At 66.0% G+C, this 19,732-nt stretch carries 16 protein-coding genes; 11 read left to right on the forward strand and 5 right to left on the reverse strand.

Annotation, left to right across the window (positions count from 1 at the left end):
• Positions 1 to 70 precede the first annotated feature (70 nt).
• Positions 71 to 1,024, forward strand: coding sequence for a hypothetical protein (locus tag VGQ44_22495; GenBank protein ID HEV8449610.1), 954 nt, complete (start codon positions 71 to 73; stop codon positions 1,022 to 1,024).
• A gap of 12 nt (positions 1,025 to 1,036) precedes the next feature.
• Here the strand turns inward: VGQ44_22495 and VGQ44_22500 are convergent, their stop codons facing one another.
• Entirely contained in the window at positions 1,037 to 1,705 is a 669-nt protein-coding gene (locus VGQ44_22500) for a BON domain-containing protein (GenBank protein HEV8449611.1), read from the reverse strand.
• A gap of 140 nt (positions 1,706 to 1,845) precedes the next feature.
• Here VGQ44_22500 and thrS point away from each other — a divergent pair, with 140 nt between their 5' ends.
• On the forward strand, positions 1,846 to 3,861 hold the full coding sequence (thrS, locus tag VGQ44_22505) for a threonine--tRNA ligase (protein HEV8449612.1): 2,016 nt from the start codon (positions 1,846 to 1,848) through the stop codon (positions 3,859 to 3,861).
• 184 nt (positions 3,862 to 4,045) lie between these two features.
• Here thrS and VGQ44_22510 read toward each other — a convergent pair whose 3' ends face one another.
• Genes VGQ44_22510 through VGQ44_22520 form a run of 3 tightly spaced genes read right to left on the reverse strand, consistent with a single transcriptional unit; the run spans position 4,046 to position 9,734 of the window.
• Complete coding sequence (locus tag VGQ44_22510; protein HEV8449613.1) at positions 4,046 to 6,715, reverse strand: ABC transporter permease; 2,670 nt, start codon at positions 6,713 to 6,715, stop codon at positions 4,046 to 4,048.
• Entirely contained in the window at positions 6,712 to 9,381 is a 2,670-nt protein-coding gene (locus tag VGQ44_22515) for an ABC transporter permease (GenBank protein ID HEV8449614.1), read from the reverse strand. The genes VGQ44_22510 and VGQ44_22515 overlap by 4 nt, the downstream gene beginning before the upstream one ends.
• Entirely contained in the window at positions 9,378 to 9,734 is a 357-nt protein-coding gene (locus tag VGQ44_22520; protein ID HEV8449615.1) for a PadR family transcriptional regulator, read from the reverse strand. The genes VGQ44_22515 and VGQ44_22520 overlap by 4 nt, the downstream gene beginning before the upstream one ends.
• A gap of 194 nt (positions 9,735 to 9,928) precedes the next feature.
• Here VGQ44_22520 and VGQ44_22525 point away from each other — a divergent pair, with 194 nt between their 5' ends.
• From VGQ44_22525 to glyA, 8 genes are all read left to right on the forward strand, one after another.
• Positions 9,929 to 11,140 carry an acetyl-CoA C-acetyltransferase gene (locus tag VGQ44_22525; GenBank protein ID HEV8449616.1) on the forward strand — a complete coding sequence of 404 codons (1,212 nt, stop codon included), beginning with the start codon at positions 9,929 to 9,931 and terminating at the stop codon, positions 11,138 to 11,140.
• 56 nt (positions 11,141 to 11,196) lie between these two features.
• A complete protein-coding gene (locus VGQ44_22530) occupies positions 11,197 to 11,751 on the forward strand; it encodes a biotin transporter BioY (GenBank protein ID HEV8449617.1) in 555 nt (184 codons plus the stop codon).
• Between the two features lie 80 nt (positions 11,752 to 11,831).
• Positions 11,832 to 12,671 (forward strand): CPBP family intramembrane glutamic endopeptidase, encoded by an 840-nt coding sequence (locus tag VGQ44_22535; GenBank protein ID HEV8449618.1) that lies wholly within the window; start codon positions 11,832 to 11,834, stop codon positions 12,669 to 12,671.
• Positions 12,671 to 13,516: a 3-hydroxybutyryl-CoA dehydrogenase gene (locus tag VGQ44_22540; GenBank protein HEV8449619.1), complete on the forward strand. Its 846-nt coding sequence runs from the start codon at positions 12,671 to 12,673 to the stop codon at positions 13,514 to 13,516. Before VGQ44_22535 ends, VGQ44_22540 begins: the two co-directional genes overlap by 1 nt.
• Positions 13,517 to 13,576: 60 nt before the next feature.
• Positions 13,577 to 14,740: an acyl-CoA dehydrogenase family protein gene (locus VGQ44_22545; protein ID HEV8449620.1), complete on the forward strand. Its 1,164-nt coding sequence runs from the start codon at positions 13,577 to 13,579 to the stop codon at positions 14,738 to 14,740.
• A 200-nt stretch (positions 14,741 to 14,940) separates the two neighbouring features.
• Complete coding sequence (locus VGQ44_22550) at positions 14,941 to 16,011, forward strand: Glu/Leu/Phe/Val dehydrogenase (GenBank protein HEV8449621.1); 1,071 nt, start codon at positions 14,941 to 14,943, stop codon at positions 16,009 to 16,011.
• Positions 16,012 to 16,051: 40 nt separating this feature from the next.
• Complete coding sequence (gene rpiB / locus VGQ44_22555) at positions 16,052 to 16,510, forward strand: ribose 5-phosphate isomerase B (GenBank protein HEV8449622.1); 459 nt, start codon at positions 16,052 to 16,054, stop codon at positions 16,508 to 16,510.
• A gap of 28 nt (positions 16,511 to 16,538) precedes the next feature.
• Positions 16,539 to 17,807, forward strand: coding sequence for a serine hydroxymethyltransferase (gene glyA / locus VGQ44_22560; protein HEV8449623.1), 1,269 nt, complete (start codon positions 16,539 to 16,541; stop codon positions 17,805 to 17,807).
• A gap of 323 nt (positions 17,808 to 18,130) precedes the next feature.
• Here the strand turns inward: glyA and VGQ44_22565 are convergent, their stop codons facing one another.
• Complete coding sequence (locus tag VGQ44_22565) at positions 18,131 to 19,126, reverse strand: hypothetical protein (protein HEV8449624.1); 996 nt, start codon at positions 19,124 to 19,126, stop codon at positions 18,131 to 18,133.
• A gap of 218 nt (positions 19,127 to 19,344) precedes the next feature.
• Between VGQ44_22565 and VGQ44_22570 the strand changes: the two genes are divergently transcribed.
• Entirely contained in the window at positions 19,345 to 19,731 is a 387-nt protein-coding gene (locus VGQ44_22570) for a Minf_1886 family protein (protein ID HEV8449625.1), read from the forward strand.
• The last annotated feature ends 1 nt before the right edge of the window (position 19,732 follow it).

A 19,732-nucleotide genomic window follows, 5' to 3' on the forward strand; every position in this document is an offset into this window, starting at 1 on the left:
CCTCGGCGATTTGCCTTGATTTGCGTCGTCGCGAGGCACCCTATTTCGTCAGTCCCTGACTGGAGCCGGAATGCCGATCACTCGTCGCGTCGCCCTTTCTCTGGTCGCCGCCGCGTTGCTTCTGACTGGGCACGCCGCTCGGACGACCGCCGCGGCGCAGGCCCAGGCCGCGCCGACGGCACCGGTTCCGATTCCCGATTCCCGTGCCGGTCGGTTGGTGAAAGCCTGGGTCGACGCAATGAACTCGGGAGACAGCGCTAAGGTGTGGGCGTTTGCGACGACCTACACGCCGCTGAATCCCCCGCAGGCGGCGCTCCAGTTGGCGCGCAACATCGGCAGCGTCGACGTCGTCAAGATTCTCGTAGACCAGCCGCTCCATTTGGAGTTCGTCGTCAAGATGCGTGCGGCGGCAGACTACGCGCGCGGGGCCGTCGACGTGAGCGAGACCGATCCGCTGGTCGCCCGGAGCTTTGGCATTCGCGGGATACCGCCCGGCGCACCGCTGGAAGGCTGTAAGACCTATACCGCGCCCGCGACCACGACGACTCCCGGCGAGGCCGCCCCGAAAGACGTTGCCTCGCAGGATGCCATCATCGCCGCTCTCTACGAGTCGATCTCGGGGCCCGCCTGCCAGCACCGCGATTGGGAGCGCTTCAAATCCTTGTTCGCCCCCGGCGCGCGCCTCATTCCAACTGGCCTCAACCGCGATCGCAAAGCCGTCGCGCGCGTCGAGACTGCGGACGAGTACGCCGCGCAAGCAAAGAATTCACTCGAGGAGAACGGTTTCTTCGAGCACGAGACCGCGCGCACGGGTGAGACCTTCGGCGCCATCACGCACGCGTTCAGCACGTACGAGTCGCGACGGCAGGCGAACGACGCGAAGCCGTTCGCTCGCGGCATCAATAGTATTCAGTTGCTGAACGACGGCACGCGCTGGTGGGTCGTGACCGTCTACTGGCAGGGCGAGCGGCCCGACAGTCCGATTCCGACCCAGTACCTGCCGAAGAAGCCCCCCCCGAACTGAGTCGCGAACCGACTACGGCGTGCCGCCGAAGTCGCGCGGCGGTTCGTCGGCGCGAATCACGTTCGGCGGCGTGGCCGGGTTATCCGACCGATCGGCGCGCAGCGGCGGTTCGTTCACGGTTCGCTCCACGTCGCGCGACGACGAGTGACGCTGCCGGCTCTGTGAAGCCTCGTGATATCGGGGCTCGTGGATACCCGTTACGATCCGATTCACGACCGTCGTAACGCCGGGGACGCCGCGGGCGATCGTCACGGCGTGCTGGGCTTCTTGGGCGGTGTCGACGACGCCTGCCAGCTCGATCACGCCCGTGCGCAGCGAACCGATGTCCACGGCGCGGGTCGAAAGGATCGGGTCGTTGCGGAAGGCCTCGAGCACCCGCTCCTCGAGCGTGATGTCGTAGTCCTCGCCTTCATAGTCGTCGTCGGCGTACTGCGCTTCCTCGAACTCGGCGGCATCCTCGTAGTCCTCGCCCAGCTCGTCGGCGGTCGCCGTGGCATGCACGCCCCGCAGGCGCTCGTGCCGCTCTTCGTCGGCGCGCTCTCCCTCGATCTTGTCCCGGTCGCGCGCGCCGGCGTTCTGAGCCAGAAACATCCCGGCGGCGAATCCTGCGATGGCGCCGACAACCGCGCCAATAATGATCCGAGAGGATGAATCCTCGTCGCGATAGCGAAATGGTGACATGACGCGCGAGCCCTGTGGCGGAGGTTGTTCTACAACGATAGGTTACGCTGTTGGAAAGCGCGAGGGGCGCGGCCGCTGGGCGTGCAAGAACAAGGCCCGCGGCGCGAACGAATCTCGTCGTTCCGGAAGCCCGCGCGCGCGTGACGGACACCGACTTTCCGACGCACCCGATGATCGAACAGACAGCTCCACCGTCCTCGCCCCCATCGTCGAACGGGGACGCGCTCACACTCACCCTTCCCGACGGCTCGACGCGGCACGTGTCGCGGGGCACGCTCCCCGCCGACGTCGTGCGGTCGATCGGCGAGCGACTGTTGCAAGCGGCCGTCGCCGTGGAAGTGGACGGCCAGATTCAGGATCTCGCCACGCCGTTGCGCGCCGGCGGCTCGTTTCGCGTTCTCACCGATCGCGACGCGACGTCGTTGAGCGTGCTCCGGCATTCCGCGGCGCACATGCTGGCCACGGCCGTCAGACGTCTGCGTCCGGACGCGAAGATCGGCTTCGGGCCGGCCATCGACGACGGCTTCTATTACGACTTCGAAGTCGCCGAGCCGTTCACGCCCGAGGACCTCGCCTCGTTCGAGAACGAGATGCGGAAGGTCTCGGCCGAGAAATACCCCTTCGTTCGCGAAGAGGTGAACCGCGCCGAAGCCCAGCGCCGTTTCGTCGACGATCCGCTCAAGCTCGAGCGGTTGTCCGAGCTGCGCGACGACGAGATCATCTCGACGTACACCGACGGTCCGTTCATCGACCTCTGTCGCGGCCCGCACGTGCCCGACACGTCGCGCGTCAAGCACTTCAAGCTGACGCACACGGCTGGCGCGTATTGGCGCGGCGATTCGAAACGCCAGATGCTGCAACGCATCTATGGGACGGCGTTCTTCAAGAAGGAAGAATTGGACGCGCACCTCGCCCGCATCGAAGAAGCGAAGAAGCGCGACCATCGTTTGCTCGGCAAGCAGCTCGACCTGTTCATGATGCATCCGTTCGCGCCGGGCGCGGTGTTCTGGACGGAGCGGGGCACGGTGCTGTTCAACGCGGTCACCGATTTCATTCGCGAGCGCCAGCGCGACGATTTCCAAGAGATCAAGACGCCCCTCATGTACAACAAGGGGCTGTGGGAGATCTCGGGGCACTGGGGCAAGTACCGCGAGAACATGTTCCTGATTCTCGACAGCGAGACGAAGGAGCACGACTTCTCGCTGAAGCCCATGAACTGCCCGTCGCACTATTTGCTCTATCTCACGAAGAAGCACTCGTACCGCGAGCTGCCGCTTCGCTACGTGACGTTCGATGTGCTGCACCGGAACGAAGTGACCGGCGCGCTGTCGGGCCTCACACGCGTGCGCCAATTCCAGCAGGACGATTGCCACGTCTTCATCACCGAGGATCAGATCAAGGACGAGGTTCGCTTCCTCGTCGAGTTCATCCTCGCCTACTACGAGACGTTCGGTCTCACGGCGACCGTGCGGTTCGCCACGCGCCCCGAAGTCCGTATCGGCGACGACGCGTTGTGGGATCACGCCGAGTCGGCGCTGCGGTCGGCGCTCGACGCGACGGGCATGGTGTATGAGCTCAAGCCGGGCGACGGCGCTTTTTATGGTCCGAAGATTGATTTCGACGTGACCGACTCGATCGGCCGTGCGTGGCAGCTCGGTACGATCCAGCTCGACTACAACGCGCCGGAGCGTTTCGACCTCGAGTACGTCGGCGAGGACAACTCGACGCACCGCCCCGTCGTGATCCATCGCGCGGTGAGCGGTTCGCTCGAGCGCTTCATCGCGATCCTCACCGAACATTTCGCCGGCGCGTTCCCCGTCTGGCTCGCGCCGGAGCAGGTGCGCGTGCTACCGATCACCGACGACTACGCCGAATACGCGCGGAAGGTGCACACCGCCCTGCACGATGCGGGTGTCCGCTCGCACCTCGACGCGCGCGCCGAGACCCTCAAGTACCGCGTTGCCGAGGGCGCGCGCATGAAGGTGCCGTACATGCTGGTCGTCGGCCGGCGAGAAACGGAGCAGGGCACCGTCGCCGTCAACGTGCGCGGCGCGGGCAAAGAGCAAAAGCCGAACGCGATCCCGCTCGACGAGTTCGTGCGGCGGGTCGTGGAGGAGAACCGGTCCCGGTCACTGGTGCTCGCGGCGCACGCGTAACCGTTCGGCCACTATGCTATTTGGGAAAATTGAACGCAGATCCCGCAGACTTTGAAAAGCGATCCCGCAGATGAACAGCGAAAGAACAAATCGTTGTTTTGTCTGCGGGATTGCCGCTCAAGTCTGCGTCATCTGCGTCCACATGTTCTTGCCCTGATCAGGAGCCGGCCTCGGAAACCGTCGCTTATTCCGCCCGAATCGCGGTGACGGGATCCACGGCCAGGACTCGTCGTGCCGGCGCCACGCACGCGAGCAGCGACGTCGCGATGAGCACGGCGGCGCCGGCCCCGAACGACACACGGTCGAGCGGCGACACATTGAAGAGCAGCGTCGCCAACAAGTGCGTCGCCCAGTACGCGCCCGCGAGACCGAACGACGCGCCGAGCGCGGCGAGCGTCGCTCCGCGTGCGATGACCGTCCTCGCGATTGCCCCGGGCGTCGCGCCGAGCGCCACTCGAATCCCGATCTCGCGCGTGCGCTGCAGCACCGAGTACGCCATTACGCCGTACAGTCCAACGGCCGCGAGCACGATCGCGATCAGCGTGAACCCGCTGAGCAACAGCATGACGAACCGCGGCCTCGCCTGCGAGCCCGCCACGAGCGTCTCCATGCTGGCGACGAACGCCGACTGCATCCGCGGATCGAGCGCGCGCACCAACGATCGAACCGGTCCGGCCGGGTCGACGCTTCCGTCGGTTCGGAACATGATCGTCGGCGACGAGTCGCCGCTCCATGGGCTGTAGATCAGAGGCGCCGATGTTTCCGCGACCGGCCCGGTGAGCATCGCGTCCGAGACGACGCCGACCACCGTCATCCAATCGTCCATCGGCTTGCCCTCGTACACGAGGCGCAGTCGCTGCCCGACCGCCGATCCGGGCCTCCAATGCCGGAACGCGTAGCCGGCATTCACGACCACCTCGCGCGAGACTCGAGTGGTGTCGGTGAACGTCCGCCCCTCGACGAAGTGCATCCCCATCGTGCTGAAGTACGACGGCTCGACGCTGTTCATGTCCACCATGCCCTGCGTCGCGGCATCGGGCGGACGCTCACCCGACAGCTCGAGGGAGCCGACCCGCGTCGTGCGGCCGTAAGGCCCGACGGACGAGAGCGCGACGTCGCGGACGCCGGGCATCTGCCGCAGCCCCGCCACAATTTGCGAGGTAAACGCTTGCCGCGCGGTCGCGTCGGCATAGCGCGCGCGAGGCATGAAGACGCCGAGGCTGTAGAGCCGCGACGGCACGAACCCCACGTCCGTCCGTTGGAGATTCAGAATGCTTCGCAGCAGCAGCGCAGCGCCGACGACGAGCACCCCGGACAGCGCCATCTCGCTCACCACCAGCACCGAACGCAGCCGCTCGGCGCGCTTCGGCGTCGATCCCGAAAGACGCCCGCTCGTCAGTGTGTCGCCGGCCGAGCCGCGCGCGAATTGCAGGAGCCCGATCAGCGCGAACCCGACGCTGGTTAGCATCGCCGCCGCGACGGCGGCCAGCAGGGTCGTCGAGTCGAGTCGCGCGCCGCGAAGCTCCCACAGCTCCGTCGGGCGCGTGCGGACCATCACCGCGAGGGCCGCTTGACCGATCAACACACCAACGGCGCAGCCGCTGCCCGCGAGCACGAGGCTCTCAGTCACCAACTGCCGCCCAAGGCGCCCGCGTCCCGCGCCAAGCGCCGCTCGCACGGCGAACTCCCGCCGACGCGCGGCGCCACGGCTCAACACCAAGTGCGCGACGTTCGTGCACGCCACGAGCAGCACGAGGCCCACGGCCACGCACAACATGACGAGGGAGTCATGGAAGCTGACCGCCTTCGATGGACTCACGATCTGCGTGACCCAAGCGAGATTCTTCTGCCGTCCCAGCACTTCCGAGCGCGCCGCCAACGAGTCGAGCTCGCGCGCCGCGGCCGCCATCGGCATGTCTCGCTTCAATCGTCCGATCAGCGAAACGCCGACGGTGTTGTTCTCGGCGTCGAGCGGCAGCCAGACATCCGGTTCCCCGCCGGCCGCTAACGGCATGCGCAGCGACGCCGGCATCACGCCGATGATCGTGTAGAGCGAGTCATCCAGCGTGATGGCTCGACCAATCACGCGATCGTCGCCACCGAATCGCCCCCGCCACAGAGCCTCGGCGAGAAGCACGACGTGAGCGTGGTCGTGTTGCTCTTCGGCCGAAAAATTCCGTCCGCGGAGCGGATGTTGCCCCGCGAGCGACGCGAACGACGATGAGACCCAGCTCCCCGACAACTGTGAGGGATCGCCCAGCGTCTTCATCATCGTGACGCCGGCGTGATACGCCTCCAGACTCTCGAGCGATCGGTTGTGCTCTTTCCAAAAGCGCACGAGAGGTGGGGGCGCCGACAGCTGAGCGAAACTCGAAGTGCCCGCGCTGGCGGTGCGCTCGCGCAGCGCCACGAACACGACGCGATCCGCGTCGCGATAAGGGAGTGCGTGCAGCAGCAGCCGGCTCGCCACGCTGAACACCGCCGTCGCCGCGCCGATACCGAGTGCGAGCGTGATCACGGCGACCGCCGTCCACCCCTTCTGCCGCTTCAGCGTTCTGAGCGTGAACGCCAAATCCTGCCGCAGGTCGTCGAACACCTCGGTTCGTCGCATGACGCGCTCCCGGTGTTCCGCGGCCTTCAACAAGCGCGCGCGGGAATCGTTCAGTGCTCCTCCTCCGAATCGACGCACCGCTTCGGCGTAGGCCTCGGCCGGCGCACGGCCTTCGGCCAAGAGTTGCTCGGCTCGCAGCATGAGGTGAAGCTGAATCTCATCCTCGACCTCGCGCTCCCACCGGTCGCGGCGCCCTCCCCGCAGAGCGAGCGCGAACGCGCGCCGAATCCCGTCGCGGATCATTCGGCGCGAATCGCCGTCATCGGATCGACGGCGAGCGCTCGCCGCGCGGGCACGACGCACGCCACGAGCGCCGCACCGACGAGCACGATCGCACCCAGCGCGAACGAGACCGGGTCCAGCCGTTCGATCCCGTGCAATTGCGTCTGGATCAGCTTCGTTCCCCAGCCCGCGATCACGAGGCCGACGATCGCGCCCGTGACCGCCAGCGCGGCGCCGCGGACGAGAACACTCTTCACGACTCGCGCGCTCGATGCCCCGAGGGCGACCCGGATCCCAATCTCGCGCGTCTGCTGCGTCACCGTGTACGACATAACGCCGAACAACCCGACGGCCGCCAGTAGCAACCCGAGCGCGCCGAACACGCTCATGATCATCGTCACGAAGCGCGGCCCCGACAGCGACCGGGAGAGAAACGCTTCTGTGCCGTCGATCGCGATGGGACCTACGCCCAGCTGGCGCCCGATGTCCGTTGCCGCCTTGAGCGCGGCAGCGCCGCCTTCCGCGCGCGCCAATATCGTTTGAGCGCGGCGGCTCGAGTCGACGGCCATGTAGAGGAACGGTGCGCTCGATTCCGTGAGTGGTCCGGTCGTCATCGCGTCGTTGGCGACGCCCACGATGGTCCACCACGGAGTGCTGTCGCTGCCGTTGATGCTGTCGCTGTCGGCGATGCGGACGCGATGTCCAATCGCCTCGCCGGGCTTCCAGTGTTTGCGCGCGAAACCCTCATTGACGATCACTTCGCGAGCCGACCCCGTCGTATCGTGAAACCCGGCACCCTCACGAAGCGAGATTCCCATCGTCGAGAAGTAGTTCGTGTGCACGTACAGGACGTCGGTAAACGACATCGCTGTCTTGGGCGGCGGCGGCTCGCCCTCGATTTCGAACCGTCCCACGCTGAACCACCGCGAGCCCGGCGCGGCGCGGGCGGTCGTCACCGCGCGCACACCCGGCAATTGTCTGATGCGCTCGGCCAGCTCGTCGAGCGCCAACGTGCGTGCCGCGGGCGACAATGTACGCGCCCGGCCTCCGAGGTCGATCGCGTAGAGGCCGCGCGGATCGAACCCGAGATTCGTGTGCTGCAAACTCGAGAGGCTCCTGACGACGAGTGCCGCGCCGACGACGAGCATCGCCGACAATGCCATCTCGCTCACCACGAGCACCGCGCGCGCGCGCCGATGGCTTCGTCCTGCGGACGCGGAGAGCGCTCCCGACTTGAGTGTATCGTGCGCAGACGATCGAGACGATTGCATCGCGCCGAGAACGCCGAAGATCAGGCCGCTCACCACCGCCACGGCGATCGCGAGGCCAACGGTGGTCGCGTCCAGATGAGCCGCCTTGAGCTCGTCGTGCGACGACGGTCGCAAAGCGATCATTGCCCGCAACCCGAGCCAACCGGCTCCGGTGCCCACCACGGCTCCGGCGCTCGACAACAAGAGGCTTTCCGTCAGCAGTTGGCGAAACAACCGGCCGCTTCCCGCCCCGAGCGCGGCGCGGACCGCCATCTCCCGCCGACGCGTCGCCGAACGAGCGAGCAGCAGGTGCGCCACGTTGACGCACGCCACCAGCAGCACCAGGCCGACAGCCGCGGTGAGCAACAAGAGCGAATCGCGGAACCGCACCTCTTCGGCCGGCGTCGTCACGACGGCGCGGAATGGGAGATCGCCGACTGAAGAGGCGCCCACGCGCGGCGCGCGCTTGCTGATCTCGTCGAGCTCGTGCACCGCGCTCGCCTTCGACGCGCCGCGTCGGAGTCGCGCGATGACTTGGCCGGCCATCTTGTCATCGCGAAGGTCGAACGGCAGCCACACGTCGGTCGGACGCGTGCCCGCCGCGCCGACGCGAAGCGACGCGGGCATCACGCCCACGACCATGTAGCTGGAGTCGCCGAGCGTCATGATTTGGCCGAGGACTCTCTTGTCGGACCCGAGGCGCTCGCGCCAGAACGCCTCGCCCAACAGCACGACGTGGCCACCGGCGCGAATGTCGTTGTCCGTGAACATCCGGCCGAGCAACGGCCGTTCGCCGGCGAATGCGGCGAATGTCGGAAGCACCGCGGTCGCGCGAACACTGCTGGGATCGCCGGTCGTGGTCTTGAGATCCAGCTGCCGCGTCCGCGTGGCCTGCATGTCCTCCAACTCGCGCGAGCTCTTCATCCAATCGCGGATGGCGGATGCCCCCGGCATGATGCTCACGGAGACGCCCGTGTTGTTGCCGCTCGTCGGTTGTTGCGAGATGTAGACGATCCGGCTGGCGTCGGGAAAGGGAAGCGGGTGGAGCAGCATCGTGCTGACGACACTGAACACCGCCGTCGTCGCGCCGATGCCAAGCGCCAACGTGGCGATCGTGATTGCCGTCCACGCCTTCTGTCGTCCTAGCGTGCGCAGCGCGAACGCGAGATCCTGCCGCGCATCCGCGAGGAATTCCGTGCGTTGCATGCGTGTCTCCCGGTGGTGTGCCGCGTCCAGCATCTTCGTGCGCGATTCGAGGAGCGGGCCGAATCGGCGGACCGCTTCCTGCCGCGCGTCGTCGGCCGACATCCCCGCGGCCGCGAGCTGCTCGGCGCGCAGCGCGAGGTGGAGCGTGATCTCGTCCTCGACCTCCCGCTCCCAGCGGTCGCGCCGGCGAAGCGCGAGGTCGAAGACGCGCCGAATTCCGTTTCGAATCACCGCGTCGCGCTCGCGTCCGGCACCGGTGGAGGCGCGGTGAGAATCGTCGTGACGGTCTCGGCGTACTGCATCCAGCTCTTCGTTTCGCTTCGAAGATGCGTGCGCCCCGCCGGCGTGAGCTTGTAGTACCGGGCGCGGCGGTTGTTTTCCGTCACGCCCCACTCCGCGGCGAGCAATCCGCGCTCCTCGAGGCGATACACCGCCTGGTACAACGCCGAGTCGTCGACGTCGAGCGATCCCCCCGCCGCGCGCTCGAGCCACGAGACAATCTCGAATCCGTGCATCGGACTCCAGGTGACTGCGCGGAGCACGAGGAGGTCGAGGGTGCCTTTCAGAACAGGGAGTCGGCTCATTGGAGAGGCTCTATGGAGAGTCTGGATGGAGAATGCCGGCACTGGCAAGTTTCGTCAAGTGGGTGGACGGGTGGACGGGTGGACGGGTGGACGGGTGGACAGCTGCGACGCTCTGCGTGGTATCACCGGCCCACCGGCCCACCGGCCCACCGGCCACCCGTTCATCCGTCCACCCGTCCACCTATCTTTCCCTCATGTCCGATCCAACTCGCACCCCAGTCATCGTTTCCGCAGCCCGAACCCCAATCGGCCGGTTCCTGGGCGGACTTTCCCCGTTGACCGCCCCCGAGCTCGGCGCGGTCGCGATTCGAGCCGCTGTTCAACGTGCCGGGATCGATCCCGGCGACGTCGAAGAAGTCATCATGGGCAACGTCATTCAGGGTGGCGTCGGGCAGGCGCCCGCTCGGCAGGCGCAGATCAAGGCGGGCATCCCCGCCAGCGTCTCCGCGATGACGGTGAACAAGGTCTGCGGCTCCGGCCTCAAGGCCGTCATGCTCGCGGCGCAGGCGATCAAGGCCGGCGATCGCGAAGTAGTCGTCGCCGGGGGACAGGAGTCGATGTCCAACGCGCCGTACTACGTCTATGGAATGCGCGGCGGCGTGAAGGCGGGCGACCAGACGATGGTCGACGGCATGATCAAAGATGGACTCTGGTGTGCCTTCTGCGACGTGCACATGGGGCGGCACGCCGAATACACCGCGAAAAAGGCCGGCGTGACACGCGAAGCGCAGGACGAGTTCGCCGCCGCGTCGCACCGCAAGGCTGTCGCGGCCATCGACGCGGGCAAGTTCAAGAACGAGATCGCTCCGGTCACGATCGCGAGCAAAAAGGGAAACACGATCGTCGACACCGACGAGGGTCCGCGGCGCGACACGAGCGTCGAAGCGCTCGGCAAACTGCGTCCCGCATTTCCGAACAAGGACGGATCGACGGCGGACCTCAGCGTCACGGCAGGCAACGCGCCGGGCTTGAACGATGGCGGAGCCGCGCTGGTGGTCGCGTCCGAAGCGTTCGCCAAGGCCCGCAACCTGCCGATCCTCGCGCGCATCGACGCGTATGCGACAGGAGCGGTCGAGCCGCAAGAGCTTTTCTTCGCGCCAATTCTCGCCGTGAAGAACTTGATGGCGAAAGAGAACTCGAAGATCGGCGACTACGACCTGATCGAAGCCAACGAAGCGTTCGCTTCCCAGTCGATTGCCGACGGCGAAGGCCTCGGGTGGGACTGGAGCCGCGTCAACGTGAACGGCGGGGCGATTGCGCTCGGCCATCCAATCGGGGCCAGCGGCGCTCGCGTCCTGACGACTTTGCTCTTTGCGCTCCAAGACCGTGGACTCCGGCGCGGTTTGGCCACACTTTGTCTGGGCGGAGGCGACGCCGTCGCCCTCAGCGTGACTCGAATGAACTGACTGTCGTTCGCGGTGCCGGCCCACCGGCTCACCGGCCTACCTGCCTACCGATCCGCATGACCTCTCTCTCGACCACCGAAGCACTCCGCCCGTCTCGCACGACCGCGATCGGCGTCGTCGGGTTCGCCGCCGCGGTTGCCGCCGCGTCGCAGATCGCGATCCCGCTGCCATGGACTCCGGTCCCCATCACGTTGCAGCCGATGCTCGTGGTCCTCGCTGGTATGTGGCTCGGTCCTGCGGCGGGAGCCGCCAGCATGGCGCTGTATCTCGCTGCGGGGGCGGCTGGTCTTCCAGTGTTCACGCCGATCGGGGCGCCGGGGCTCGCGCGCTTCTTCGGCCCCACGGGTGGATATCTACTCGCCTATCCCGCGGCGGCATGGGTCGCCGGCGCGCTGAACCGTCGCGCTTCGACGCTGTTCACACGTTCTCTCGCCGCGATCGCCGGAATGGTCGTGATCTTCTTCGGCGGGCTCGCGCAGCTCACGCTTCTCACCGGCAGCGTCTCGCGCGCCGTGCAACTCGGCATCACGCCCTTCGCCGCGCTGGATTTGGTCAAGGCGTTCTTCGCCGCCGTCATCAGCGGATCGCGGATCGTACGTAGAGGCGTCTGATCGCACGAGCTTTTCTTCGCGACGCGTCGGGAAGGATTCGTCCTTTCTGGCGCGTCGTCGCGTTTGCCATCATCACGCTCGTGTCGTACGTCGTCATCGAGACGACCGTCGGCTTCTTGCTCGTGAGCGGATTGCCGCTCGCCGGCGGCGGCTCGCTGAGCTCCGACGTCTGGGCCACCTGCATCTCGCTCCTGATCGCTACGGGCCTTTCACTCTCTTGGCTCGAGAACCACCCGTCAACCGGTCCACGCGTCCACCGGTCCACCCCTCGTTGGAGCGACGTCTGGCTCGATCGCCAAGCTGCGCGACCGGGTGCGATCGCCCTGGGATTCGGAATGGGCGCGTTGGCCATCGCCTTGCCGACGGCGGCGCTCACCGCGGGGCACTGGCTCGCCCGTGTGCCCGGCGATCCGTCGTCTTGGATCGGCGGCGCTCTTCGTGTCTCCGTTGCGCTGCTGCCCGCGGCGCTCGCCGAGGAGCTGCTCGCTCGCGGCTACATCCTGTCGATCCTGGTCAGGTGGTGGGGCTGGCCCTGGGCGATTGCCACGACGAGCCTCGCCTTCGGAGCGCTGCATATGCGCAACCCCGGCGCGACGGTGGAATCGATTACCCTCGTCACGATCGCCGGCGTGTTTCTGTGCGCCGTGCTGTTCGCGACGCGGAGTCTGTATGCAGCGTGGGCCGCGCACTTCGCCTGGAACTGGACAATGGCGGTCGTCTTTCACGTATCCGTAAGTGGAATCCCGTTCCTATCTCCCCACTACCGTTATGTTGATGCGGGGCCCGATTGGGCGACTGGCGGGACGTGGGGCCCCGAGGGTGGCTTGCCCGCCGCTTTGACAATGATCGCCGGCAGCGTCTGGCTCTTCTCGCGCCGCGGTCGAGTGGGTCTTTTGAGTCGTTCAACGGGAGAAAGCTGATGGCCGAACGTGTGGCCGTGATCGGTGCAGGGCAGATGGGGAACGGGATCGCGCACGTGTTTGCGCAGAACGGATTCCCCGTGACGATGATCGACGTGACCGACGACGCGCTCAAGCGCGGGCGTGATACCATCGCCGCGAATCTCGACCGGCAGATCAAGAAGGGGACGCTCGCCGCGGCCGACAAGGACACGATCCTCGGCCGCGTGACGCTCGCCCGCGGTCTCGCCGAAGTCGCCGGCTCCTGGCTCGTCATCGAAGCGGCCAGCGAAAATCGCGATCTCAAGTTCGGCATTTTCTCCGAGCTCGAAACGCTCGCCGACGTGGACGCGATTCTCGCCACCAACACGAGTTCCATCTCGATCAGCGAGATCGCCAGCCAGACGAAGCGCCCGGAGCTCGTCATCGGCATGCACTTCATGAATCCCGTGCCGGTGATGCAGCTCGTCGAAGTGATCCGTGGCCTCGCCACCTCCGACGACACGACGAAGCGAGTCCTCGAGACGAGTAAGGCGCTCGGCAAGACTCCGGTCGAAGTGCAGGACTACCCGGGGTTCGTGGCCAATCGGATTCTGATGCCGATGATCAACGAGGCCGTCTTCTGCCTCATGGAAGGCGTCGGCTCCGCCGAGTCGATCGATACCGTGATGAAGCTCGGCATGAACCATCCGATGGGTCCACTGGCGCTCGCCGATCTCATCGGTCTCGACACGTGCCTCGCCATTCTCGAGGTGATGCACGACGGCCTCGGCGATCCGAAGTACCGTCCCTGTCCGCTCCTGAGGAAGTACGTCGCCACCGGTTGGCTGGGCCGCAAGACGAAGCGCGGGTTTTATGGGTACTGAGCGTTCCGCTTCCCGGCCTACTGAACTGAGCGTCCATAGACTCTCGCAGCCGACGTCGCGATGACGTGGGCGCTGACGCCGCTCAGCGAAGAGCAGCGAGAGATTCAAGCCGTCGCGCGCGAATTCGCCCGGCGGGAGATCGCGCCGCACAGCGCGCAGTGGGATCGCGACGCGTACTTCGAGCCGTCGCTCGTCAAAAAGCTCGGCGAGCTCGGCTTCCTCGGCATGCTCGTCCCCGAGCAATACGACGGTCTCGGGCTCGACACGCTCACGTATATGGTAGTGCTCGAGGAGATCGCGATCGTCGACGCGTCGGTCGCGGTCATGCTCAGCGTCCACAACTCGCTCCCCACGCAAATGATCCTGCGTTGGGGAACGGAGCAGCAGAAAGAGTGCTGGCTCAAGCCACTCGCGCGCGGCGAGATGCTCGGCGCATTCGCGCTCTCTGAACCCGAAGCGGGTTCGGACGCCGCGTCGCTGCGCACGCAGGCCGTGCGCGACGGCAACGACTGGATCTTGAACGGCACCAAGGCGTGGGTCTCGAGCGGGACCAAGGGCGACGTCATTCTCGCCATGGCGCGCACCGACTCTGCCGAGGACCGGCGCGGCGCGCGCGGCATCGGCGCCTTCATTCTCACGCCCGACTTACCCGGCTTCAACGTCGGGAAAAAGGAAGACAAGATGGGGCTGCGCGCGTCGCCGACGGTGCAGCTCCATTTTTCGGACATGCGCGTGCCCGGCGACCGCCTCCTCGGTGCGCCGGGCAGTGGCTTCATCTACGCGATGCAGTCCCTCGACAACGGACGCCTCGGCATCGCGGCGCAGGCCATCGGCATCGCCGAGGCGGCGCTGCGCCACGCGGCCGCATACGCCGCCGACCGCAAGCAGTTCAAGAAACCGATCAAGGAATTCCAGGCGATTCAATTCAAGCTCGCCGACATGGCCACCAGCGTGGCCGGCGCGCGAGCTCTCCTGCACATGTCGGCCAGGGCGAAGGATCGCGGCGAGAAAATGACGCAGTTCAGCGCGATGGCGAAGCTGTCGGCCAGCCGCGCCGCCATGTGGGTCACCACCCAGGCCATTCAGATTTTCGGCGGTTACGGATATGTGAGTGATTACCCCGTCGAACGCCTGTTCCGCGACGCCAAAGTCACGGAGATTTACGAGGGCACGTCGGAGATTCAGCGTATCGTGATCGCGCGGGAGTTGTACTCGCACCGGTAGCCGGTCCCGGTCACCGGTCACCACGCTGTGACTTTTTCGGAGTTGGCAGTTCTCGGAGTTCGGCAGTTTTCGGAGTTCGGCAGTTTTCGGAGTTTGGCAGTCTCGGAGTTTGGCAGTTTCGCTGTTCGGCAGTCTCGGAGCTCGGCAGTTTCGGAGCTTGGCAGTCATCTCTCACCACCAAGTTTTCCTCCCCGAACGACATGAAGCTCTTCGATACAATCGCCGCCATGGGGCACGAGCAGCTCGTGCTCTGTCAGGATTCGGCGTCCGGATATCGCGGGATCGTTGCCATCCACAGCACCGTGTTGGGCCCCGCGCTCGGCGGGACTCGTTTCTGGAGCTACGCGACCGACGAGGACGCGGTCGTCGACGCCTTGCGTCTCGCCCGCGGCATGACGTACAAGAACGCGGTCGCCGGCTTGAACCTCGGCGGCGGCAAGTCGGTCATCATCGGCGACAACAAGACGTCCGACCGAGAGATGATTTTCCGCGCGCACGGCCGATTCGTCGAAAGCCTGGGCGGGCGCTACATCACCGCCGAAGACGTCGGCACGAGCACGGCCGACATGGATTACGTGCACATGGAGACCGACTACGTGAGCGGTCTCGCCGGCCGTTCGGGCGATCCGTCGCCGGTCACCGCACACGGCGTATTCCGCGCGATCCAGGCGTCGGCGAAAGAGCGATGGAGCTCAGACGATCTCTCCAGCAAGACGGTCGCGATCCAGGGCTGCGGCCACGTCGGCTACTATCTCGCGAAGGAACTGCACGAGGCGGGCGCGAAGCTCATCGTCAGCGACATCGACGTGGATCGCGTGAAGCGCGTCGCCGCCGAATTCTCCGCGCGCATGGTCGGGCTCGACGACATCTATTGCGCCGAGGCCGACATCTTCGCGCCCTGCGCGCTGGGCGCGATCATCAACGACAAGACGATTCCGCAGCTCAAGGTCGCGATCGTCGCCGGCGCCGCGAACAACCAGCTGCTCGAGGAGCGGCACGGCGACGCGCTCGAAGCGCGCGGCATCACTTACGCGCCCGACTACGTCGCCAACGCCGGCGGCGTCATCAACGTCTACGGCGAGCTGGCCGGGTGGACGTCGGCCCGTTCGTTCCGCAAAGCCGACGAGATCTACGACACCGTGCTCAAGGTGTTCGAAATCGCCAAGACCGAGAAGGTCCCGACCTATCTCGCCGCGGACCGGCTCGCCGAGCAACGCATTCGCGCGGTCAATTCCATGGTGCGGACGTGGCCGCAGTGGCCGAACAAATGAGGTGGACGCGTCCACCCGTTCACCCAGTTATGGGGCCGCAATGAGCGAGCGAATTCTGATTGCTTCCGACCACGCCGGGTTCGCGCTCAAGGAAGCGCTCGAGCACCGACTCGCCGATCTCGGCTTCGACGTCGACGACCTCGGCGTGGACAGCGCGGAATCGGCGGACTACGCCGACTACGCGCATCCGCTCGCGCGGCGCGTGTCGGACGGAGAAGTCGACCGCGGCATTCTCCTTTGCGGCACCGGGCTCGGCATGAGCTACACCGCGAATCGGTATTCGGGCGTTCGCGCGGCGGTCGCGTGGAATCCGGAGATCGCCAAGTTGGCACGGCAGCACAACGACTCGAACGTCCTCGTGCTCCCGGCGCGATTCCTCAATGCCGATCAGGGCGCCGCGATTCTCGACGCGTGGCTCGAGACGGCGTTCGAAGGTGGGCGCCACTCCCGTCGCATTCAGAAGATCGAGCGCGCCGACGGCGAAGCGCGAAACCCGTGAAGCATCCGGCGATGGAGCCGACTCAATCATGAATGACTGGATCAGGCACCGACTGTCGTCGCCGGGAGCGGCGCTCCGCGAAACCGATCCCGACATCGCGGCTCTCATCGAAGCCGAAACGCGGCGGCAGCGCGAGGGTCTCGAGCTGATCGCCAGCGAGAACTTCGTCTCGCCCGCCGTGCTCGAGGCGATGGGCTCGTCGCTCACCAACAAGTACGCCGAGGGACTGCCCGGCAAGCGGTACTACGGTGGATGCGAAATCGTCGATCAGGTCGAGCAGTTGGCGATCGATCGCGCGAAGAAGCTGTTCTCCGCCGAACACGCGAACGTCCAGCCGCACTCCGGTGCGCAGGCGAATTTCGCGGCGATGTCCACGTTCCTGAAGCCCGGCGACACGTTCCTCGGTATGGATCTGTCGAACGGCGGGCACCTGACGCACGGCTCGCCGGTGAATTTTTCCGGCATGCTGTATCACGCCGTGTCCTACGGCGTGACGGAAGAAGGACTGCTCGACTACGACGACCTTCGACGCAAAGCGCTCGAGCATCGGCCAAAGCTCGTGCTCGCCGGTTACAGCGCGTACTCGCGCGAGATCGACTTCGCCGCGTTTGCCGACATCGCGCGCGAGATCGGCGCGATCCTCATGGTGGACATGGCGCACTTCGCCGGCTTGGTCGCCGCCGACGCGTATCCGTCGCCGATCCCGCACGCCGACGTCGTCACCACCACGACACACAAGACACTTCGCGGTCCTCGCGGCGGCCTCATTTTGTGCAAGGCGGCGCATGCGAAGGCGATCGACAAGTCCGTCTTTCCCGGCAGCCAGGGAGGCCCGCTCGAGCACGTCATCGCGGCAAAAGCGGTGTGCTTCAAGGAAGCCCTCGAGCCGTCGTTCAAGGATTACGCGAGGTGCGTCATCTCGAACGCGCGCGCGCTTGCCTCGTCGCTTTCCTCATGCGGCTTCCAGATCGTCTCGGGAGGCACCGACAACCACCTCATGCTCGTCGATCTCCGCAGCCGAGGGCTGACCGGGAAAGTCGCGCAGATCGCGCTCGACGAAGCGGCGATCACGGTCAACAAGAACACCGTGCCGAAGGAGACGCAGTCGCCGTTCGTCACGAGCGGAATTCGGGTCGGGACGTCGGCCGTGACGACGAGAGGAATGGGAGAACGCGAGATGGCGCGGATCGCCGCGCTGATCGATCGGGTGCTTGCGGCCCCTGAAGACAAAGCGGTCGCGGTGGCGGTCAAACAAGACGTGCACGCGTTGACGAAGGAGTTTCCGTTGTACGCGTAGAGCGCGCTGAGAAGTGCCAGACTCCGAGACTTCCAGACTCCGAAACTGACAAACTCCGAAACTGCCGAACGCCGAGACCGCGAAACGTCCGAACTCCGAAACTGACAAACTCCGACAGCGGCCGAACCCCGAGACCTGAACGACCACCGGCGTCAAGCGCGAGATTGACTCGCTCCTGACGCCGGTCTGGTTTTGTCGGGCTTCGGCGGTTTTCGGCTTTCGGAAGTTCTCGGCTCTTGAAAGCTTCGCCGCCTCGGCCTTCGGAAGTTTCGGCCGTCGGCAGTTTCGGAGTTCGGAAGTTTCGGCCTTCGGCAGGTCTCTCTCTATCGAGCTCCCGCCGCCGCCAACATAGGTCTCACGGCCCCGTTGCCATTCGCCACCGGCTTCACGTTCGCCAGCCGTTTCACGACCGACGTCACGCACTGCGCCGCGAGATCTCGCGTCGTGTACGCGCACAGATCGAGGTCGGTCCGCCGCCAATGCCAGTCTTCCGGACTCGTCGCGTGCGCCTGCAGCACGTGCTCGAACGCCGGCATCGCCATCTCCGATTCCGCCGTCGGCGTCGCGTCGGCGAGTTGGCCGCTCCATTCGATCACGAGCAGTTGTCCGTCGGCGATCGAGTTCGAGCGTCCACGGATCCACGAGAAGCTCAAGCCCACGGGCCCGAGCTGAACCGTGTAGCGATCGGGCGTCCGCCGCATCTCGGGAGCCAGGCCCGGCGGAAGGGTGCCGGGCGTCTGGCACAACCGGAGTACGGCATTCGAGAGTGAGTCCAACTCTCGATTGATAAGCGCGAGCGCGCGTTGCGACGCGAGAAACGCGGTCCGCGCGCGGGCGCGCTTCTCGTCGTCGGCGACTCGAGCCGCGACGAGGGCGTCCGTCTGTCGCTTGGAGGAACCTCCCGTCGCCACGATGGCCGCAACGATCGCGTCCACCACGGCGCTGCTCGCCGGCGCGTCCGAGGCGCGAATCACCGTTCCCTTGAGCCAGCCGGGGATCGGCGCGTTGTCGAGCGGGACGACGATGACGTCCTTCCGCTTGAGCTTTCCGATCCGGGTTTTGAGCGCCGCGGCGTCATGCGCCGTGGCTCCCGTTCCCCAGAGTCGCTGGAACAGGACGACGACGACGCGTGACTCTTTCTCGATCAAACGTTTCGCGGCGGCCAGCGTCGCGGCGGTCTGGGGCTTGTCGCCGTTTCGCGGGGTCGCGTAAATGGTCTTGCCGATACGTTGCTGCAGCCGTCTGGAGAGCTCGTCGACTCCAAGAGCGTCGAACTCGGTGGCACTAATAGCGGCGTCGTACTTGAAGGCGCGCTTCATTCTCGGGGGGCAACGAGGATGCTGCGGGAACCACTAGGATTGGATAAATCTACCAATTCTCCCCGCGCCCTGCTCGACGCCGCTACAAATCCTTGCGGTGGGGAGTTGTGGATAGGCGCCTCGCACGCCATTTTTGGGCGTGTCCCAGCGTCCCAACCCCGTATCACTGGCTAAGTTGGCCACCGTCGCGATGTTACGAGCCGCCTTGTCCCGCGCCCATGCCTGAACTGGCCTTTCGCGAAGGCATCATGGACCGCATCCGTATGCGAGAGCAGCGGTTCGATGAGCGCGCCTACGTCTTCATCCTGGCTGCCCTGGAATACTGCCAACAGCGGCTCGATGAGCGCCGACACATCACCGGGCGGGAGCTAGCGCTCGCCTGCCGAGACCTGGCGCTGGAGCGCTTCGGCGTCATGTCCCGGCTCGTGCTCGAGCATTGGGGACTCCGCACGAGCGCCGACATCGGCGACGTCGTATTCACGCTGGTCGATCTCGGGCTCCTGATGAGCCAACCGACCGACAGCCGCGATGAATTCATCGGCGTCTTCGATTTCGACCAGGCGTTCGAGCGCGAATACCCGTGGTGCGGGGCGATCTCGGTCTGAG

The sequence above is a fragment of the Gemmatimonadaceae bacterium genome, assembly GCA_036003045.1.
In the GTDB taxonomy this organism is placed as follows: Bacteria; Gemmatimonadota; Gemmatimonadetes; order Gemmatimonadales; family Gemmatimonadaceae; genus JAQBQB01.